This is a genomic window from Candidatus Methanoperedens sp. (genome assembly GCA_012026795.1).
Classification (GTDB): Archaea; Halobacteriota; Methanosarcinia; order Methanosarcinales; family Methanoperedenaceae; genus Methanoperedens.
Window position 1 is genome coordinate 39,687 of sequence record VEPM01000016.1, and the last position, 19,836, is coordinate 59,522.

The 19,836-nt window shown below is 41.6% G+C and carries 26 protein-coding genes; 13 read left to right on the forward strand and 13 right to left on the reverse strand.

The genetic code is table 11. The features are described from left to right. Nucleotides 1–6 precede the first annotated feature (6 nt). From FIB07_09160 to FIB07_09190, 7 genes are all read right to left on the reverse strand, one after another. The gene (locus tag FIB07_09160; GenBank protein NJD53019.1) at nt 7–213 is read right to left on the reverse strand and encodes a hypothetical protein; all 207 of its coding nucleotides are present in this window, start codon (nt 211–213) and stop codon (nt 7–9) included. 114 nt (nt 214–327) lie between these two features. Further along, nucleotides 328–663 (reverse strand): hypothetical protein, encoded by a 336-nt coding sequence (locus FIB07_09165; protein NJD53020.1) that lies wholly within the window; start codon nt 661–663, stop codon nt 328–330. A 3-nt stretch (nt 664–666) separates the two neighbouring features. Further along, entirely contained in the window at nt 667–888 is a 222-nt protein-coding gene (locus tag FIB07_09170) for a hypothetical protein (protein NJD53021.1), read from the reverse strand. 422 nt (nt 889–1,310) lie between these two features. Beyond that, nucleotides 1,311–4,538 (reverse strand): hypothetical protein, encoded by a 3,228-nt coding sequence (locus tag FIB07_09175; protein NJD53022.1) that lies wholly within the window; start codon nt 4,536–4,538, stop codon nt 1,311–1,313. A 27-nt stretch (nt 4,539–4,565) separates the two neighbouring features. Continuing rightward, on the reverse strand, nt 4,566–5,474 hold the full coding sequence (locus FIB07_09180; protein ID NJD53023.1) for a hypothetical protein: 909 nt from the start codon (nt 5,472–5,474) through the stop codon (nt 4,566–4,568). Beyond that, complete coding sequence (locus FIB07_09185) at nt 5,471–6,337, reverse strand: hypothetical protein (protein ID NJD53024.1); 867 nt, start codon at nt 6,335–6,337, stop codon at nt 5,471–5,473. The genes FIB07_09180 and FIB07_09185 overlap by 4 nt, the downstream gene beginning before the upstream one ends. A gap of 47 nt (nt 6,338–6,384) precedes the next feature. Next, nucleotides 6,385–6,741, reverse strand: a complete 357-nt coding sequence (locus FIB07_09190; protein NJD53025.1) for a hypothetical protein — start codon at nt 6,739–6,741, stop codon at nt 6,385–6,387. A gap of 94 nt (nt 6,742–6,835) precedes the next feature. Here FIB07_09190 and FIB07_09195 point away from each other — a divergent pair, with 94 nt between their 5' ends. The 6 genes from FIB07_09195 to FIB07_09220 all read left to right on the forward strand — a co-directional run bounded on the left by FIB07_09195 (nt 6,836) and on the right by FIB07_09220 (nt 9,972). Beyond that, nucleotides 6,836–7,033: a hypothetical protein gene (locus FIB07_09195; GenBank protein ID NJD53026.1), complete on the forward strand. Its 198-nt coding sequence runs from the start codon at nt 6,836–6,838 to the stop codon at nt 7,031–7,033. Beyond that, entirely contained in the window at nt 7,026–7,355 is a 330-nt protein-coding gene (locus tag FIB07_09200) for a hypothetical protein (protein ID NJD53027.1), read from the forward strand. Before FIB07_09195 ends, FIB07_09200 begins: the two co-directional genes overlap by 8 nt. Before the next feature lie 430 nt (nt 7,356–7,785). Continuing rightward, nucleotides 7,786–8,334, forward strand: coding sequence for a VWA domain-containing protein (locus FIB07_09205; GenBank protein ID NJD53028.1), 549 nt, complete (start codon nt 7,786–7,788; stop codon nt 8,332–8,334). A 13-nt stretch (nt 8,335–8,347) separates the two neighbouring features. Beyond that, complete coding sequence (locus FIB07_09210) at nt 8,348–8,566, forward strand: hypothetical protein (GenBank protein NJD53029.1); 219 nt, start codon at nt 8,348–8,350, stop codon at nt 8,564–8,566. 90 nt (nt 8,567–8,656) lie between these two features. Further along, nucleotides 8,657–9,148, forward strand: coding sequence for a Rieske (2Fe-2S) protein (locus FIB07_09215; GenBank protein NJD53030.1), 492 nt, complete (start codon nt 8,657–8,659; stop codon nt 9,146–9,148). Then, nucleotides 9,145–9,972, forward strand: a complete 828-nt coding sequence (locus FIB07_09220) for a 4Fe-4S dicluster domain-containing protein (protein NJD53031.1) — start codon at nt 9,145–9,147, stop codon at nt 9,970–9,972. Before FIB07_09215 ends, FIB07_09220 begins: the two co-directional genes overlap by 4 nt. A 78-nt stretch (nt 9,973–10,050) precedes the next feature. Here FIB07_09220 and FIB07_09225 read toward each other — a convergent pair whose 3' ends face one another. Continuing rightward, nucleotides 10,051–11,433, reverse strand: a complete 1,383-nt coding sequence (locus FIB07_09225) for an IS701 family transposase (GenBank protein NJD53032.1) — start codon at nt 11,431–11,433, stop codon at nt 10,051–10,053. Nucleotides 11,434–11,543: 110 nt separating this feature from the next. On the opposite strand from FIB07_09225, the gene npdG reads away from it, so the two are divergent. After that, nucleotides 11,544–12,194 carry an NADPH-dependent F420 reductase gene (gene npdG / locus FIB07_09230; GenBank protein ID NJD53033.1) on the forward strand — a complete coding sequence of 217 codons (651 nt, stop codon included), beginning with the start codon at nt 11,544–11,546 and terminating at the stop codon, nt 12,192–12,194. A 12-nt stretch (nt 12,195–12,206) separates the two neighbouring features. Here the strand turns inward: npdG and FIB07_09235 are convergent, their stop codons facing one another. The 5 genes from FIB07_09235 to FIB07_09255 all read right to left on the reverse strand — a co-directional run bounded on the left by FIB07_09235 (nt 12,207) and on the right by FIB07_09255 (nt 16,809). Continuing rightward, entirely contained in the window at nt 12,207–13,061 is an 855-nt protein-coding gene (locus FIB07_09235; GenBank protein ID NJD53034.1) for a hypothetical protein, read from the reverse strand. A 224-nt stretch (nt 13,062–13,285) separates the two neighbouring features. Continuing rightward, on the reverse strand, nt 13,286–15,388 hold the full coding sequence (locus tag FIB07_09240) for a heavy metal translocating P-type ATPase (GenBank protein NJD53035.1): 2,103 nt from the start codon (nt 15,386–15,388) through the stop codon (nt 13,286–13,288). Nucleotides 15,389–15,413: 25 nt separating this feature from the next. Then, nucleotides 15,414–15,539, reverse strand: a complete 126-nt coding sequence (locus FIB07_09245) for a CcmD family protein (protein NJD53036.1) — start codon at nt 15,537–15,539, stop codon at nt 15,414–15,416. A gap of 26 nt (nt 15,540–15,565) precedes the next feature. Beyond that, nucleotides 15,566–16,018 (reverse strand): universal stress protein, encoded by a 453-nt coding sequence (locus tag FIB07_09250; GenBank protein NJD53037.1) that lies wholly within the window; start codon nt 16,016–16,018, stop codon nt 15,566–15,568. A 110-nt stretch (nt 16,019–16,128) separates the two neighbouring features. Beyond that, entirely contained in the window at nt 16,129–16,809 is a 681-nt protein-coding gene (locus FIB07_09255) for a hypothetical protein (GenBank protein ID NJD53038.1), read from the reverse strand. Between the two features lie 164 nt (nt 16,810–16,973). Here FIB07_09255 and FIB07_09260 point away from each other — a divergent pair, with 164 nt between their 5' ends. From FIB07_09260 to FIB07_09285, 6 genes are all read left to right on the forward strand, one after another. Further along, complete coding sequence (locus FIB07_09260; protein ID NJD53039.1) at nt 16,974–17,669, forward strand: cytochrome C assembly protein; 696 nt, start codon at nt 16,974–16,976, stop codon at nt 17,667–17,669. Beyond that, nucleotides 17,617–18,324: an AsnC family transcriptional regulator gene (locus FIB07_09265; protein ID NJD53040.1), complete on the forward strand. Its 708-nt coding sequence runs from the start codon at nt 17,617–17,619 to the stop codon at nt 18,322–18,324. Before FIB07_09260 ends, FIB07_09265 begins: the two co-directional genes overlap by 53 nt. Before the next feature lie 167 nt (nt 18,325–18,491). Beyond that, entirely contained in the window at nt 18,492–18,815 is a 324-nt protein-coding gene (locus FIB07_09270; protein NJD53041.1) for a DsrE family protein, read from the forward strand. A gap of 14 nt (nt 18,816–18,829) precedes the next feature. After that, nucleotides 18,830–19,198 (forward strand): sulfur reduction protein DsrE, encoded by a 369-nt coding sequence (locus tag FIB07_09275; GenBank protein ID NJD53042.1) that lies wholly within the window; start codon nt 18,830–18,832, stop codon nt 19,196–19,198. Between the two features lie 4 nt (nt 19,199–19,202). Next, the gene (locus FIB07_09280; GenBank protein ID NJD53043.1) at nt 19,203–19,577 is read left to right on the forward strand and encodes a hypothetical protein; all 375 of its coding nucleotides are present in this window, start codon (nt 19,203–19,205) and stop codon (nt 19,575–19,577) included. Further along, complete coding sequence (locus tag FIB07_09285) at nt 19,578–19,811, forward strand: sulfurtransferase TusA family protein (GenBank protein ID NJD53044.1); 234 nt, start codon at nt 19,578–19,580, stop codon at nt 19,809–19,811. Nucleotides 19,812–19,836 lie beyond the last annotated feature (25 nt).

The window sequence follows — 19,836 nt, forward strand, 5'->3', positions numbered from 1 at the left end:
TTCTCCTTAACAGAATTTTAACCTCTCCACAAAATTGACTTTAAGACCGATCTTCCACCCGAACTCATCCTTTCTGGTGTAGATGCACCCTTCTTCTTTTAGTCGGGCTATGGCTGGCGGAGCATCTATAGCGCCCACACCGGTTTCATCACAGAAGTGATAGAAATCACGAAAGTAACGATACTTCTCTCCTGTCCTCTCAAAGTGATTCACCAGTACTCCTACTACTATTCGTTCAGGTTCTGAGATATCTGAACGATTTGTGAAAACTGACAGGTCGAGTTGATGTGATTTTTTGGGACTGTCTAAAGTTCGTTTATCCTTCGTTTATCCTTCGTTTATCATATCTTTATCCTTCGTTTTTCCATTATTATTATTAATACTTAATATTAACAAACCAAATGATGTAACCCTCCATCCCCATCGTTCCTTTCTCTCAAAAACACCTCTTTTTTCACCACCACGGCAATAAACACCGACTATACGAACAGGTATCCCTGTCTGTTCAGAAATTTCCATTGTAGTCATTCCACCGCTATTGGAAAGAACGCCGAGGATCTCTATGGTTTTTCCCCTGAACTTGCAGGGATTTGGAATAAGATTGGTAGGAGTAGGAGTACTGCTGGCCAGGTTCCTGTCAGGATAGTTATCGTTTTCATGCATATATCAAGATATCCTTAAAATCCCTGGCAATTCATCACAACTGAAAATCCTGTTCATTGACCATCCTCTGATGCCACAATCGCTTTTCTCAACATCAGATTTGTATCCTTTGCAATTTGATAGATCTCCTCTAGCATCAGTTAGTTTGATGATTGCATTGCTTTTATTCCAGCCAATATCTAATAATTTTTTATCCGAAATTCCATGAAATTTTGTTTGTTTCATATTACGTACGTGTTATAGTACATAAGAATGATGATTTATAGCTTTCGCTTGCATCAAAAGGTGTAAATCTCTTAAGGCCTGAATGCAATTTTACATTTCGATTAAAATACCCCTATGATCATTCATGAGCGTAACTAAATCTTAGATATTCTCATACCATCCATGACACCCGATCTCTCCATGAAACAACAATGCGGTAGCCAGGCACCATATCCTATAATAAAGTACCTTCTGAAGATTTGCCCTATTATCGCCCCATTTCAAAAATAAACAGAAAAAACAGCTCCGATTTGCTCCATACTGTTCTGTTTTTTAAATGCTTGTTCTTTATATAATCTGGTTGATTCCGTAACGTAATTGCCCGATTTCTACCATAAATAAACAGACGACCCTTCTTGTTTCTCCAGTTTTTCTTTTGATTTTCATGGATCTGCCTGTTTCAAGCTTGTTTCTCCAAGAAGTTCTTTAATCTTCTCATCCAGACGAGTGCCTCTTGTGATAACGATTTCATCGGTTTCTATTGCAAGCGCGACCTCTTTTACGCTGTGAGTATTCCCTACAAAAAACAGACGACCGTACTTGTTTTCACAGTTTTTTCTTTTCTCGGTCAAGATCTTCGGATCGTTGTACCCCGAAGTCTGGTACTCAAATGCTACCGGACCGTCTGGCAGCCAGGCAACTACGTCTGCATTGTCATAATGATTAACCTCAACCTTGATGTTTCGTTCAATGAAATACGCTGCTATCTGAATGACACTCAAATAGTGCTCTTTACTCTGGTTAAGGATGAGTTCATGATTTATATTCTCCTTTTCAATGTATGCAAAAGCTCTCCCATTTCCGACTGCCCTTTGAGTCCATTCCACCAGCCTCTCTTTACGGAGAATTGTTGTATCGCCATTTATCCAGTCAGACATAATTACACCCTGCTCTTTTGCAAACGATTCAAGATCAGGGTGAACAAAGGTGTAGGCAACCTGCCGCTTTTGTTTTCCGAACAGGATCTGCGCCTCAAGATCAGATGCTACCCTTTGCATATGATAGGTAGTTGCGTAAGGGTATCCCACGGATACAGCGCACATGCCAGGCCTGGAGCAGGATAACAAGAACTGTGCATCGTTATTCGATAACTTGAAAAATTTCACCACATCGTCAATGCTTTTTCCGATATTCAGTCCATATACCTCAGAAATAAAGATGTTCGCTCTTAACTCAGGACCTATGCTTGAAAGATCGGATAGCTGCTGAGACCCGATTATTATCCGAACTCCGAAACTCCCCGCCTGTTTTAGCATTCGCGAGAACTCATCCTGCAACCTCGCGTTCTTCAGGAACACGCCTGCTTCATCGATCATGATCGTGGTCTTTCTCTTTGAGTTTATGTTGAATCGCAGGGCAAGGATGGCAGTGAGAAGATAATTCATAGCTTCCTGCGTATCCTGGGGAATGGCTGAGAGGTCTATCACGGTATATTGCTTTGTCAGGTCAACGTTGGTGGGATTTGAAAGCCATCTCAGTGTATTCCTGAGAGAGGATGTCCTGCTATACACCGCTTCAATGGTAGCATCTGATCTGTATTTCTTTTTATCCCTCTCCCAGATATCATATAGATCAAGAAAGGTCGGTTGTTTTTCCTGTTTCCATGTTTTCCTGTCTTCTGGAATAATTCCGAACTTTGCATAGAGCTCTACCAGAGTCTCGCCTATGTATGATATCTGTTTGTGGGTTCTGTCCCCTCCTGTCAACAGATTCAGGAAAAACTTAACGGTATTTAAGTGTTCATAGAACTTCGAGATAGGATCGAACGACACATTCTCATTAAAAATAATCTCAAGTGGATTGATATTATAACACGTCTTTCCGTCAGGCTGCCTTCCAAGGTTAATGATCTGGCTCACGTCACTGAAATACTCTGCTACTGCCAGATAATTTGTTGTCGAATCTGGCTTGTTTGTTATGTAGATGGCATCGTCCCCGTTCAGGATCGTCCTGATCCCAGTAATTGCCATGGCTGTGGTCTTGCCTGACCTTGTCGGACCGATCATCAAAGTATGGCTTGCTCCAAGCTTATCAAGGTCTATTATTATCTCCTGGTTCGTATGAATGTCATTCCCGAAATAAACTCCATAAGACGAGACCATATTGTTCGGGCCGTTCACAAGAGGCGTGATCCTTGAAATACCGGAAGTAGGAAGCCAGACTGAGATCTTCTCATCGTAGTAGGGTAAGAACTGAGTGCATTGTATTGTCTCCAGAATCCTGCCGTTAGGCACGCGGTTCATAATGTTATTCGCACTCAGGATGGCCCGTACTTTGGAGATCCCTGCAAGCAGTGATGTGTATGAATGAGAAAAGACTGTAATAATGAAGTTAATATCGAACATGCTCTCCTTCCCATCCTTTATCTGGGCATACAATGCCCTCAGGTCTTCCTGGTCAAGCCCCATATCAAAGCGTGCAGTCTGGTTATTCTGGAGCGATTCCTCATTTCCTTTGATTGTGTTCATCGCTCTTTTGATCTCAGTTAATGCCCTGGGAGAATCTATCGGGTATATGCTCTGGTCTATCCTGATCACATGCTCTTCGCTTGCGGACAGCCTGTAAATTTGAGTCAGTATTTCAGGTGAAAGCGTGGGTGGAAATCCGCTTACTCCTCCAACAGGTATCCCCACGATTATGCAGGAAATGTACTCTGTATTGTTGACAAGAAGATGGTCCCTGTTATCCACGATCGAGCCCTGCATTATCTGGCGAAGCGTATTTTTCCAGATCGCCTTCTCTCCATAGAGCGCAGGAGTCCTGTTAGATTGCACCTGATAGCTTGTATTATCATTTGCAAAGATATTGTAGATCTTATTCCTCTGTGTTATTACCGCTGACATGGTGTGGGCTGCCTGTAATCTGTTCAGCACACCGGGCAGCAGAGTCATCATAAGCGTCTCTATTTCACTGGGATTAGATACCACTCCAATGAAAATTTTTACATCCCAGTTTGTGGTCTTTGGTGTTCTTGAAGATAGATCATGCAGAGAATATAGCAGAGCCTTTTCATTATGCGACCTTGGTTCGTTTACCTGCTCCATTATCATTCTTTCCACGGGATTCAAATAAGGTATCTGGGAACTTGCCCGTACTTTTATCAGTGTCTTTGGTTGTATCGAATTCAGGAATCCACTTATCCTTGTTATATTTAGCGCCAGTTCCTCGTCATCAAGCCAGCGAGTATCGCATCCCAGGATCACTCCGAATCTGTTGTCCCCGAAGTCTACAACTCCTGTTTTTGAAATATTTTTTATGCTGAATCGATACAGCTGGGAGACCTGTTTATCCGGGCTTGAGATGCTTGAATATCTATCCAAGCCTTTTAACTTCCTGATCTTATGAGCGAAAATTATCTTTGATTCTACCAGTATTTCATGAGTTCTTGCGTATTTATAATAGAGTCCCCATATTATCAACAGGGCTATGGAATTCAGTACAAGTCCTGATATTCCTTCTCCCGTTCCGATTACTATTGTGGTCAGAATAGCGCATACCAGCATCACTTTTACCTGATCCCAGGATAATTCCAGAGGCCCAAGCTGCAGCTTCTCAACAATGAACCTGGGTGGTAAAGGAACGATTATTTTATGGGACTGTTGGTCATTCATTCTAATACACTTCCTTTTTTAGTAGGATCACTTTCCCTTTGCAAACAGAAATTTACCGACTATCAGATACTTTATTTGATTTCCAAAACTGGCTAATAACGGATACAATACGCACGCCACTCCTGCCAATATTGCTCCAGATGAGACTACGTAATAAAGCAATAGTGATTCATTCAATGGATATGGCAGTCCGCTCATTAATCCTGTTCCTCCTAACAATATCAGGCACATGAGGAACCTTGAAAACAGCATCACTGCTCCGTATGAGAAAAGCATCATTGCAAATTGTCTTGTCCAGGGGAATAAACCCGCAGCTGCTAATAAAAGAAAATATGCAGATATGATCCCCACAACCAGATATCTGTAATAAAATATTATCATTAAACTGATGAAACTCAACGCTCTAAAAAGATATGCCAGTGAGTTGTCAGGGGAATATGAAACGAAATTCATTGACTCTAAAAATGCTGATTTTGCAAGTATTGATTCCAGGGAGAATATCCACTGTAATCCGTACAGGTAGAATGCCCATATCAAAGGAGCGATTATGGCTATCTCGAAATATTTATTTCTCCAGCTTCCGAAAACATTCCCCATTGTATCGAAACTTGCTGACTCTTTCATCACAGCAATCCCTCCTGCCAGTAGGAATATTGTGTAAAACACGAAATACCAGAATGCTGTGAAATTCTTCATTCTCTTCACCATTGGATTTGATAAGAAATCGTTGTTATCTGCCATCATGGTTGAAACTGCTGGCTGTACGTTGGAATTATTTAAACCCATCATATTATACAAGTTATCTGCCTGCGATTCCAGTATCCTGTCAAATCCTTTTGATATAACGTTAGGTAGAAGCTCTTCCAGGTCGAATGAAGCTGCTGCTGGCTGAACCAGGATCAGGCACAAAACCATGAATAATATAACTCGTTTCATTTTTGCCTCGATGATCTATACATTATGTAAATTCCTGACAAAAATATCAAAACTACATAAATTATGTAACCAATTGCCGGGTTTATGCTTGTGGATTTATTCTGATGATAAACGGCATATTCACTAAAATTGTAATCTGGCGCTCTTCCGAAAGGTGTCCACAGGAACACTGAAATTATAGTCCCATTATCCATTATCGTGTCGTCGCCCTGATGATATATTCCATTTCCAGTCTTTCTCCATACCGAGAACGGCGTGACGTTCATGTAGGGAATACCTTTGCTGGTAAACTCGACCATCCCTATGTTCAGTAAATGTTCCACAGAGCCGCTTTGCGTAGTTATATTGAAAAATATTATCGAATCGTTAAGACCTGTAAAGTGTATCAGGCTCACAGGATGAAAACCGGGGAACCGTTCTATTGTCATGTTTTGTGGGCCTGGATATGTGAATTGGGGTGGAGAAATCTCCGAATCAATCCAGTCATGAGTTTCTGTGAAATGACCGCTTATCCAGCATCCGTCATTATCGCAGGAGACAGTATCCCATTTCAGGACCGCATGCAGGGTAGCAATAATGTTTGACCCGACCTGTTTAACAGATATGCTTTGAGTCAGTTCTGTGTTGACTCCAGATGGTTGGATCCATATCCTGGCATCTCCTCTTACTACTGCATTTGCAACAGGGTCATCGTGGATATAGAGTATGCCGCTGATATTTGCCATGTTCTGGAAGCCCACAATGTCAACCCAGCCCTGTAAATGATCCGTAGTGGTCATTTCTATATCCGGACGCAATTCTGATTCGTTGTATAGAGGAAGTCCGGAAACATCAGTAATATAGGTATTATTCAATTCTTCCAACACCCCTGCACTTACTGGATGGAATGACATTGAAAAAAGGAAGGCAGTTAATACCAGCCAAAGAACCGTGTTCCAATTTTTATAAGTAATACTATTGCCACCAGTGCATAAAGGACTTGCAATAACGAATTCTGTGCGTGAGACCGTTCCCTTGGGTCTCCCATGGTCGTTGAATGTGCCATGATCCCGACACCGGCTTTCCCGGTAAATATCGCATAAGCCACTATAGTTACCACCGCGAGGGCACCAAGCACAAAGTTAAGTAATTCCTGTACATCCGCTCCCTGCTGTTCAAGCCAGGCGCGTCCCATGCCAGGTTTCATTAAATCGCTGTCGTTACCCGCTGCCGATGCAAGCCCTCCCAGCATCATGAAGATTATAATACATATTACATATTTTTGCATAAAACTATGTAATTACTTAATAGTTTATATATTTTGCTTTAAACTTGCATAAATAAGAAGATTTATATAAGTTCAGGCAAAATATACCGTAAACATGGCTAAAGATGAAAAAAACTCAAAAGACGATATCAAATATACCTTCGCGAAATACTACAGGAAACCTAACGGAAGCGCGAGCATCAATCTGCCTGTAGGATTCGATGTCGATCTTGCCCAGGGTGAGGAGCTTGCTGCTAAATGGGATGGTAAAACGATTGTCCTTATTCCGCTTAAGAAGGTGAACTTTGAATAAATTTAAATTATTTGTAGCTGCGATGCTGCTTGGTTCCCTGTCCTCAGGGTGTGTAAGTGAGAATACATATATTGGCACCTACAAGCTTGATAAGACACCTTCTAAGACACTTGAGATCAGAGAAGATGGGACTTATCTCCTCATCCCGACAGATACTAAATTTACTCAAAAGGGTGTATATGCTAAACGCGGTTCTACGATAGAGGTAACCAATGCGTTAGGATTTACAAGCGTAATAAATATCACGGATTATGGTCTTCTTGAAGACAATGGTGACAGGTGGATAAAAGTTACGCAGAAAAATAAATTAAATGAGGTTTAAGAAATGTTAATGGAAGAACTGATGATATTTTCTATCATCTTGAAAAAGGAGCTTTTGCTTCCCATTTATTACACGAATGAGGACATTAGCTCAAGTTTTTACACTGCTCTGAAGAATACTCAATCAACCTCAGAGAAGCTATGGATGGGGACTCGAAGGTGGCGAACTTTCGCGCAAGCCTATCCAGCAAAAGCTGGAATTAGTCAGAAAGCTGCAATATGAGAAGTTCAAAAGAATAGCAGAGGTAATCGGCAGAATAAGACGGCTTGCAGTTCACCAGTAGAAGACCGAACTGGCCCAGTCGCGGGATAAGATACATTCAGTTGGCAAGGGCAGTGATCTTTCAGGAGTGCTTTCAGCAGAACTTGTCCAGCTTCGCCATCCATTGTTGAAGTCGGAGTTCAAACGCAAGTTCATCGAGGGATAGCTGATGCAGTATGAGCTTAAAGGCAATAAGAAGCAGGGCAAAGGGCCCATAATCGCCTGCTGCGATAACAGTGGATCGATGGCTGGAGATAGAGAGATATGGAGCAAGGCTGTGATATTGACACTCCTTGAGATTGCCGTGATGCAGAAACGGAAGTTTGTCTGCATACACTTTGGCGGACCCCTTGATGAACTGAAGGTCATCGAGGTTGCAGCTGGCGATAAGAACATACTTATCAAAGCGGTTGAGATAGCAGAGTTTTTCCTAAATTCGGGTGGCACTGCTTTTGGGCCTGCGTTGAAAAAGGCTACTAAGGTGGTTGCATCGCAGGCGTATCAAAAGGCTGATGTTGTGTTCATTACAGATGGCCAGGATCCTGTTGCTCCAAAGTTTCTGGTTGAATTCCTTAATTCAAAGAAGCAACGGGAGTTCAGAGTGCTCAGTGTTCTTGTTCAGTCTCGCGATAACACAATCCTGAAAGAGTTCAGCGATGAGATTGTCAAAGTGGATGAACTGCTGGATGCTGAGGCGGAAGGGCTGATGGAGATATGAAAGAGGAGGATACGTGGATTCGATAAACGGATATGAATCAAAGACTAGCAGCATGACTCCTAAAGTGCAGTCCGGTCAGGACATCATGGACAAATATACAAAAACCAATGCTGAGAGATCTGGAATTGTTAAAAGAAAAGTCCCTGCGCGTGTTCAAATAAAAAGAAGTCCTATATTTTTTGTAAATTTAAACCAAAACTCCCATGAAGAAAGAGAGCGTTTCTTTACTTAAAACAATGTGAGTAGAATCTGGCTGTCACTTTATACCTGCATCTAAAAAGGATCGTAGCAAGAAAAGTACGGACTACAATAGAGGAAATGCATGAACGATAAAATCACTTTTACTACTACTCGAAGAAGACTCACTGAAATTCTAATGGGTCTGGTCTCATTATTTTTTGCTTCAGGAGCTATAGCTACAATATTAAAATATTTATGGCCGCAAACAGCAAAAGCTACTTTCAGTGAAGTAAAAATAGCTTTAGTGGATGAGGTTCCAACCGGAACTGCAAAAAAGTTTATGTTCAACGGCAAAGCGGCCGTCCTTTTAAAGATGCCTGCTGGCTTCAGAGCATTCGGAGCAGTATGCACGCACCTGGGGTGCATCGCTTACTGGAAGCCTGAAGAAAATGATATCTTTTGTCCTTGCCACTTAGGTAGGTTTGATCCCAACACAGGGGCAGTGATCTCAGGACCACCTCCATCTCCTTTGCCTGCTATTGATATTGATGTAAAAGAGGGGGCAGTGTATGCTCTCAAGTGGAATGATCCCGATTATGTGAGAACCATCTCATTCTATGCTGGGGCAGCATGAGGCGATATGTGAAAAATGAAATATCCAGGCGAGAATTTACTGAAATTGGATGTAAAATAATCATAGGAGCCACGGCTAGTATAGTTATCATCAAATCCCTTGTTAAAAACAGCATTGCTGCAGTTGACTTGCCTGATATAGAAAATTATGATTGGAATGAACATTACTGGAGCTTTGTGGTTGACAGCTATAAATGCATCGGCTGCGGCAGGTGTGCTTATGCATGCAAACTTGAAAACCACGTTCCCTTTGATGAACCCTGGTATAGAACATGGGTTGAAAGATATCGTTTTAAGAAAGATGGAGAAACTAAAATTGATTCTCCGAATGGAGGTGTGGATGGATTTAATGATGATATTCCTGCTGAAGATATCAAAAAGGCATTTTATTTCCCCAAGTTATGTAATCATTGCGATAATCCACCATGCGTCCAGGTCTGTCCAGTAGGTGCCACGTATTTGACAAAAGATGGGGTTGTTCTTGTGGATTATGATTACTGTATTGGGTGCAGGTATTGCATAATGGCATGCCCATATGGTGCCAGATACTTTATGTCGGAAGGGAGCCTTCACTACAAACCTGATCCAAATTTGGGAGGCGGTGTTGCTGATAAATGTACCTGGTGCTATCACAGGATTACCAGGGGTCTTTTGCCAGCTTGTGTCCAGGCATGTCCTGTCGGAGCCAGAGTATTCGGAGACCTGAAAGACCCTGATAGTGCAGTCAATAAAATACTAGATAAAGAGAGGATTAATGTTCTCAAACCTGATCTGGGAACAAAACCAAAGGTATATTATGTGGGATTGGACCGGGAAGTGAGGTGAGGTAGAATTAATCATAATTCTTTTGATGCTGAAAAAAAAGATTAATAAAATTTGCAAACTTAACTTGACATTGTCAGATTATCCCCCTCTTTTATGATGCGATAATTTAGCTGAGTACCGTGCTTTATGTTTTTTCTTTATCAATTTTAAGATTTCTTTATCAGTGACCTTTCTTTTAGGCATAATTACCTCAAAAATCTCCCTCACATCACTAATAGTAAGCAGTGATGCTTTCGATTTCCATTTATCCTGCATCTCAAGAAGAAACAGCATTGCCATGAAAACCATAGCTACGTGGTGATTCCAGCCGAGGTAACCTCTTATTTCATAATCGGCTAAACCTACCTCCCCTTTAGCATCCTCAATAGCACGCTCGATCCAATAACGGCTGCAAGACATCTTTCCAATCTTATCAATGCTTGTATCGGCCGGAGTATTTGAGAACTGGTATTTTGTCTCAGTCTCACCCTCATTTCTTCGAATAATAAGCCAGCACTCCTCACCTGGCAATTTATCCTTGACTGGAAAAATCCGCAGATACGCAAGCTTGCACCACATTTCTTTTCGCTCAGAATCCCGTAGAAATATCCTATGCCATTGTGAAGAATCTAACTTGTTTGCTAACTTATCTACTCGTATCGGGTTATTATCAAGAACTTTTTCGATTGTTGGATTCCGTCCTCGAATTCCATTTTTCGGTGGTATCCCTACATCAGGTTTGTTCAACCAGACTCTTGTATCACATGGTATATCAGCAATGTAAACAATTCTCTCTTTTTCAAGTTCAGCAAGAAACCATGGTTGCTGCCCATAAAAAGAATCCATCCCAATCCAACCAAATGGGAGGTCTCGTCTTTTGGCACCAAGTATCATCTCAAGCCCAAGCTCAGCTTTAGTTTTAAAAACCAGATCTTCCGGGATACCACATTTCTTTTTGCGTTCAATATCGTCTATCCATTCCTGAGATATGTAAAGACGTTTGTCGATTAATGTCCTCTTGTTATCGTTTACATAACCCAGGAAAACTCCTACCTGGCAGTTTTCTATTTTTCCAAGCCGTCCACAATATTGCCTTTGCACTCCTGCTGAACTACTGCCTTGTTTTGGAAATCCTGATTCGTCTAACTGAAGGGAGCCATTTTCTTTATCACCTATCAGTTCAACTAAGCGATCCTGAATGTCATGTATGAGACCTTGCTCATCCCACAGTGAGTCGGATATAAAGTGCTGAAGTGATTGATTATTGCAGTTCGGAACAGTCTTTGCTATTTCAGTCATAGTCCCCCTTTTTTGTACGGTCAAGCATCCATAGAGATATTTTTTGGATTGCTCTATAACTTTACGTGTCCTGGTCTTAAAACGTTGTATGAAATGGTTATGGTAGGTCTTTAATTCGGTTCTTGACCGTATCAGATCCTTTCTTATAAGTTTGAAAAATCTCTTGATATGTACTCCCCATATTTAAGGAAGCAAACAAAATATAATAGGGTAGCTAATGTGACAATGTCAAGTTAAACCAAAAACAAATTAAGGGATTAAACAAATCTGATTTATTCAGAAATGGTGGTTCTATGAAAATAGCTGTTTTGGGCGGCACAGGTAGAATTGGTGAAGGATTGGCTTACAGATGGGCACCGCATCATGAGATTTATGTCGGCTCAAGAGATATTGAGAAAGCAAGAAATGCAGCATGTGGATATGCTTGCCAGCTTACAGACCGTGATATAGATTGCCGCATTGACGGGACCAGTAATAAAGAAGCTGTGGAAAAGTCAGATGTGGTAGTACTCTCCACCCCGTATGAGGCTTCATTAGAGCTTATTGAGTGTCTTCGCCCCATCCTAAAAAACCAGATAGTCATTTCACTTGTTGTACCTATGAAAAAGAACCAGTGGTTTGAGTACACGCCACCAGAGGAGGGCTGTGCTGCCCTCCGTATACAGCGTATGCTTCCCGGAATAAATGTGGTCTCTGCCTATCATAATCTCTCATATAAAAAATTATGCAACTTTGATTTGGTGATCAAAGGTGATGTAGCTGTTTGCGGTGATGATTCGAATTCTAAGTCTATTGTGATGGATCTGACGCGAGAAATACGCAGCGTTAGACCGCTTGATGGTGGACCTCTTAGAGAGTCGCGTATGATTGAGTCGCTGACACCTTTTTTAATAAATATGGCTATCAGAAATGGTCTGTCAGACCTTGGCGTAAAATTTGTTTAAATCTTATATTATTTAATATTTCGCATACTGCGGCCTTGGACATGCACCGAACTCAAACGTCCTGAACAGGTCGTATACATGCTTAGGAACTCCTTTCTTGACTTCCAGGCCGAATTCTTTAGCGACTGCAAATGTTATAGGCGTGCTGTGGGTTATGTATCCTCCCGTTAAAAAATTAGCCACCTCCTGTGCCTTTTTTCTTTCCAGTCTATCTTCCAGCAGCCATTCTACTAATTTTATTACTCTTACTAGACTCTTCTTGGCTATATCCGAAAGAATGATATTCTCATCTGAGATGTTCTCCATCTGCTTTTTATTGAGCAGAGAGATTAAGGAGCCTGCAGGTATATCCTTTATCTGCGGGTCAACAGGCCCAAGCACGCTGTCCTTCTCCATAATAATTTCGTCAGCAGCCAATGCAATAAGTGTGCCGCCAGACATAGCATAAAAAGGAACTATGACCGTGACTTTTGCAGGATGATTTTTTACTGCCATGGCGATCATCTCAGCAGCTAGGACGAGCCCACCCGGAGTGTGCAGAATCAAATCCACGTCCTTTGGTGTCTGCCTTATGTTCATTAAAACATGCTCCGTATCCTCAATGCTGATATAATTTTCATCTTTTTCTTCCCACGGTTCCCTTCTATGGATCAATGTTATAACCCTGGTCCCTCGTTCCTCCTCCAGCTTAGAAAGTATTTCAGCCCGCTCTACCATGATTGCAGCTTTCATTCTTCCTTTTTTATCAAGTCCCCCAAACATAACTGAGCAGTGCATGCTGCAAAATTTAATTTTATCCCCTTCAATCTCCCTGGTTATTCCTTCTCCCTCAATTTCCATACCGCAGTAGATACATCTTTCAGACATTCTTAAACCTCCATTGATAATTCCTAATTGATCTGCATTTTTAATTATACCTCAGCCAGAGGGAGACGAGTCCCAGTATGGCAATAAATATGATCATGAAAAAAGCAACACGCATCATTTCTCTATCTGTATCTCGCGTTATGAATCACCTCTGTAAGAACTAACTCGTTTGTTAAAGCAGTTTTTGGTTTAAATTTTTAGATTATGCATAAGTATGGTTATAGTCAGATTTCTCTATCGAACTTGAATCTCCTTAGTAAAGCGGAGTTCGCCACAACCGAGAGAGAACTTATAGCCATGGCCGCCGCAGCAATTATTGGATTCAACAGCCCGACGGCTGCTATCGGTATTGCGGCTGTATTATACCCAAGCGCCCAGAACATGTTCTGCTTTATTTTCTTCATAGTGGCCTTGCTCAACTTGATCCCTGCAACCACGTCCCTTAAGTCGTCTTTGATCAGGACTATCCCGCCGGTCTCCTTTGCAACATCAGAGCCACTGCCTACTGCTATGCCAATGTCCGACTGTGCAAGAGCAGGAGCATCATTTATGCCGTCGCCTACCATTGCAACCACTTTGCCCTCTGCCTGCAATTTCTTTATAACATTTGCTTTTTCTCCGGGTAGCACATTTGCAATAACCCGCTCTATTCCCACCTGCTTTGCAATTGCCTTTGCAGTTCTCTCGTTATCTCCTGTGAGCATAATTGTCTCAATTCCGATCTTTTTAAGTTCTGCTACCGCTTCGACTGAGTTCTCTTTCAGGGTATCAGCAACTGCTATTATGCCAATGACTTTCTTGTTCGAGGCAACAAGCATTGCAGTTTTTCCCTGCGTTTCAAGAGTCTGGATATTCTGCTCAAGATTGCCTGTATCTATACCATTGACCGCCATTAGTCTGCGATTGCCTACGAACACTTGTTTTCCTTCTATTGTCACCTTGATACCGTGCCCGGGCACAGCCTCAAAGTATTCAGCATCCTTTATGTCGATACCTTTTTCCCTGGCAGCCCTGACTATAGCCTCGCCAAGCGGATGCTCTGAGCCCTTTTCAGCGATCGCAGCCAGCCTCAATGCCTCATTATCGTTCTGTGCAATGATATCAGTAACAGAAGGCTCGCCTTTTGTGAGCGTTCCAGTCTTGTCAAATACCACGGTCTGAAGTTTCTGCGCCCGCTCAAGATATTCTCCACCGCGTATCAATATCCCGGCTTCAGCGCCTTTTCCAACGCCAACCATCAAAGCAGTGGGCGTAGCTATACCAAGTGCGCACGGACATGAAATGATAAGAACCGCAACGAAAGCAAGAAGTCCGGCGGTAAAATTTCCAAAGATAAAATACCATACTGCGAATGTGAGAAATGCCGTGATAATCACAGCAGGCACAAAATAGGCGCTGATGCGGTCTGCCATCCTCTGGATCGGCGCGCTTGATGCCTGTGCTTCCTCTACCATCTTCACGATCTGCATCAGCGTTGTATCAGCCCCGACCTGCGTGGCTCTGAACTTCAGCATACCCATCTTGTTTATGGTTGCGCCTATCACTGTGTCTCCAGCTTTCTTTTCAATAGGTATACTCTCGCCAGTAATCATTTTTTCATCCACTGCGGATTGTCCTTCCACGACAATTCCATCTGTAGGGATCTTCTCGCCAGGGCGCACTACAACGATCTCACCCACCATTACGCCCTCTGCCGGAACCTCCACCTCTTCGCCGTTCCTGATAACCTTTGCCATGCTGGGGCGCAGATCCATGAGCTTTCTTACCGCAGCTGAGGTGCTTGTTTTCATATAATCTTCCATGAATTTCCCGAGCAGCACAAAGGCTATTATGACCGCACTTACCTCAAAATACACATCTTTTTCTTTTATAGGCAGAGCATCTGGGAAGAACAGTACAAATACGCTGAAGAAATATGCTGTCAGGGTTCCAATTGAAATCAAGAGATCCATGTTAGCTCTTCTCGCCTTCAGGGCAGTGTAAGCGCCTGTATAAAAACTCCAGCCGCCTATGAACTGGACTGGAGTGGTCAGTATAAACAACCAGTAGCCCCAGGTAAACCATGGAAGTGAAGGAATTGGTGCCCATGTGACCAGCGTAACTCCAGCTGCCAGAGTTAACATAGCTGTTACCCGCAGGGCTGCCAGTAACAGTACTCCTGAGAGAGCTATTGTAACCCTGCGCTTCATGCTTTTTAACTCTTTTTCAGGGTCTTCGAACGTCTTTAGGCAGCTTTCACTGCAAAAATAGTAAGTTCTATTCCCAATTACTTTTTTAAGGGAAGTCTTTTCATCAACGTACATTCCGCATACCGGGTCTTTTGGCATATTTTACCTCTTAATATCATCATCATCATGGCTTTAAACTTTCTAAGACATTAAGTTCATTATTTAATGATCTGTGCAATCGAAATAGGTTTAAGAGATAAGCTATCAATACAACCCATACGATGCCGAAAGCAATATATAAATAACTCATATCTACCTTTCTCTATTACTTTTTACTTATTTTCTTACAGTCAAAACAGGAATTCTTGAAGTTCGGATAACTTTATCCGCAACACTTCCGAGTAGAAATCTTTCAATCCCGCTGCTGCCCAGTGTGCCCATTATTATCAGATCGACTGACTGCTTCTCTGCAAGCCTCAATATCTCCTCGGCCGGGTGTCCTTCCACAATCCATCTTTCAGTATGGATACCTTCCTTCTTTGCCAATTTCTCGATGTATTTTATGGCTGTATCACCGTGACATCCCAGAATACTTTTTATCCTTTCAGGGGATGCATCAGAAAGAATGCATGATTCAGGACCACAACCATATCTTGTATCTATCACATAAATCGCATGAAGCTCTGCTCCAGAAAGTTTTGCAAGCTCTATCGCATGGGCTGTCGCCTTTTTGGTGTAATCTGACCCATCTGTTGCTACTAAGATTTTTTTATACAGCTTGCTCATAATCTTCTCTCCTGAGTATGTCTATATAAAACAATTATCTTCTTTTTAATTTAAGCGGTTTTCCCTTTAAGTTTTCATATTCGGAAGGGTATCGTCTTTTAAGAAAATGAAATCTAAACACGCTTTTTTATTACATCTTCACTTTTAATAAATCCGATGTACATTACAGCAACGCCGAGTAGTTCGAGTATATAGAGCGCCCATTCCATGCCGAATCTGGATAGACCGCCCCCGGATGCCACAAGAAGGGCACCTATCGCGATGAATAAGTTATAATTTCTTCGTGCGATATACCAGGAATATAATGCACCGCCGATCAATGCGATGGAACCGGGAATTGTAAGAAAAGGGGAAATTAGTCTTACATTGGCGGGCATGGCACTGCCTCCGACAATTCTTTCTTTAAGGTTTTCAGAAACAACATCCGCATTCAGAGTTGAAATAATGAGAGCAGCTATGACCACCGCAAAATAAATGGTTAAATATTTTCCAGCGCGCCGATTGAAAAGATAAACTGTACCAAGCCCCAATATGGCAACCAGGAAGGCTATCAGTACATAGTAAACCCGGTACATGAGTATACTCCAACCTTTGATTTCAGAAATAAACTCAAATAGAGTGGTAAATGAAAAAATAAGAAGTCCGGTTCCCCAGATAAACTGGTATATTTTCATCCTTTCTGAATACTGACGAAATACAGAGATGGCAAAAAATAGGCTTACCAGTGTGGTTATTAAAGGGCTCAGGAATTGGATTGAAGACTCTACCTTAAATATCATTTCTATGCCAGTCATTTTGTTCTATTTTTTAACCTTTTATAGATGAAAAACGATATAAACAATCTGAAATTATTCATTTATGTAGTTTGTGCTTAATAAATAAAAAAAATTAGAAAAATATTTAGTTATTTTGTAAATGGAAATTAATATAGCTAAGGAATTGATAACATATCCTTAACATGTTGAAAAAAATACTTTTTTTATTGACAGCAATAGCATTGATTGTTTCAATTTACATGATATTTTTCCTCGCGCCCATTCCCATTGATCCCATGGAAGCTGCAGGAGATCCGGTAAATTTCAAAATATTCTACTTTCATGTTCCCATAGCTGCAACCGCTTATCTGGCCTTCGCAATTGTATTTGTTTCCGGTTTTATGTATCTAAGGACAAAGCTGGAAAAATGGGATATAATAGCAGTTTCGGCATCGGAGGTCGGAATTATATTCGCATTCCTTACTCTTATCACGGGCTCAATATGGGCAAGATCAGCATGGGGCGAGTACTGGGTATCCTGGGATGTCAGGTTAAATACTTCGCTTGTTCTTTTCTTAGTCTATTTATCCTATCTCATGGTGAGAAAATCCATTGATGAACCTGAGAAACGCGCAAGGCTCTCAGCAGTTTTTGGTATTTTCGGCTTTATAAGCGTACCTTTAAGTTTCCTTTCCATCAGGTTATGGAACAGGGCTACTGTTCACCCGGTTGTGATAGGCCCCGGAGGAGGAGGGATCAGCGGGGATACTGTAATTGGTACGGTTCTTGTGAACGTTATTGCATTTATCCTTCTCCTGACATCTCTGATCATTTTACGCATGGACAATGAGAAACTGGTTGAGATTATTGCTTCTATCAAACGTGCGAAGAATCTGTGAAAAATACAAAATATGCCGCAAAGTACTTAAGTTTACACTCCTTGTAAAGATATATATGATAGAACTGGACAATCTCGATGTAAAGATATTATCGCATCTGCAAAGCAACAGCAGGGAATCATTCCAGGAGATCGCAAAGCGCTGTCTTACAAGCGTCCCAACGGTCAAGAGCCGAGTAGACAGGATGCTTGAACTCGGGGTTATCAATAAATTCACAATAAATATTGATACCATCAAACTGGGGATAACCGAAGCGATACTCCTTGTAAATGCAAAGCCAGGCGCTGTGAGGAGAATAACCGAAGAGCTCCGGGGGATTGAAGAGGTTAAGGAGCTGTATGTAACCTCTGATTCAGACACAGCCGTCGTATCAAGAGTAGCAGGTGATATGCGGCGGATTCTTGCGATACAGGAGAGGATAGATCTTACTGATGTGAATAACATCCGCATATTGCCAGTAAAAAATGCATTCGCAAAGGATTCAACTATACCACTTGCGTCCTCCAGCATAACACTGACCTGTTCTTATTGCGAAAAGAAAGTTGCAGGAGATGCAGTAAGGAAGAAATTCGATGACAAAGAATATTTCTTTTGCTGCACCACCTGTCAGGGTGAGTTTGAAAAGAAATACACTACAATGGTATCCAGGATATAATAAGAGAATTATCAGAACTCTAAAAAAAAACGGAGTTTGTTTGCATTTTCAAAAAAGCAAATTTAATGCATTTTTATCTTGATCTTGTAAAGCACAAACCGTTTGAAATATAGGGTGTATAATTGATTATCCTGCTCATCCTAACCGTGCAGGAGGAGGCTAAAAAAATGGTAAATCTGTTATTGATAATGTCAAAAGACCCATATACAACAGAAACTCCGGATCTTGTACTTGATATCGGGTTGAATGCAAAAGAAAAAGGAAATGATGTCTCATTATATCTCATTGAAGACGGCATAACCGCTGCAAGAAAGTCCGAGTTTGGAAATAAACTCGCAGCAGCCCAAAAGAAGGGCATCAAAATATATGCTGACGATAAAGCAGTACTTTCAAGATCGCTCACCAACAAATTAATTGGCGGCGTGGAAATAAAAGAAATCGGCGCACTTCTTGATTATATAATGGAATATGACAGGGTAGTCTGGTTTTAGGTGAAGGTGATAAAATGACAGGAAAACAACTTACTATCGTTTCAATAAACGGCCCATACAGGGATGAAGGAGTATTTACATTGATAAGACTTGCACACGCGGCTAAAGAAAAAGGCATTACTGTCAACTTCTTTAACTATCTTGATGCGACAATAATCGCCCACAGGGATCAGGCGCCAAAAGAGTTCCCTCCAGTAGAGACCATTTTCGGGACAATAGTCAAAAAAGGCATAAAGCAGCCAAAAGCAGATGCTATCGCCTGTATAAAATGTACGGATGCCAGGGGCGTAACAAAACAGCAGACTGAAGGCGTTATAATCGGAGGACTTTATGACCTGGGCGAATGGACAGCAGAATCAGACAAAACCATACTTATAGGGTGAAAAGATGAGCAAGAAAGTAAATATAATCGTAACACAGCCGCCTTATGGAAAAGAAGATGCGTTTGGTGCAGTCCCCATGGCTGCGTCTCAGGTTGCTGCGGGAAATGAATCTTCCCTGATTTTTGTCAGCGGAGGTGTGCATTCCATAGTAAAAGGTCAGAAAACGGGTTATGGAGACCTTGCTGTATGGCTTAAGGACGTGCCGTCTGTGGAGGCTGAGATAACAAAGAACATCGAAGTTGTAAGTTTCTTTGCCCTTGAAAGGGATGTTACAAAACGCGGCATTAGAGACAGTGAGATCATTGACAGCATAAAGAAGATTTCACTGGATGAGCTAACAGATAAGATCCTTGAGGCAGATGTTAATCTGGTGTTTTGAATGGAGATTATGCCAGACTCTGTTTTGGATGTAAGGGGGGAGATATGTCCCATCCCCCTTTTCATGACAAAAAAACAAATTGATCACATGAGTAGCGGAGAGATACTTAAAGTGATTGCAGATAATTCCGATGCACCCCATAATATCGAATTATGGACCAAAAAATCCGGCGACAAAATTCTTGAAATTAAGAAGGAAGGACAAACAGTTATCATTTATCTAAAAAAAAATTAATTAAGTAAAGTGAAAAATCTTAAAC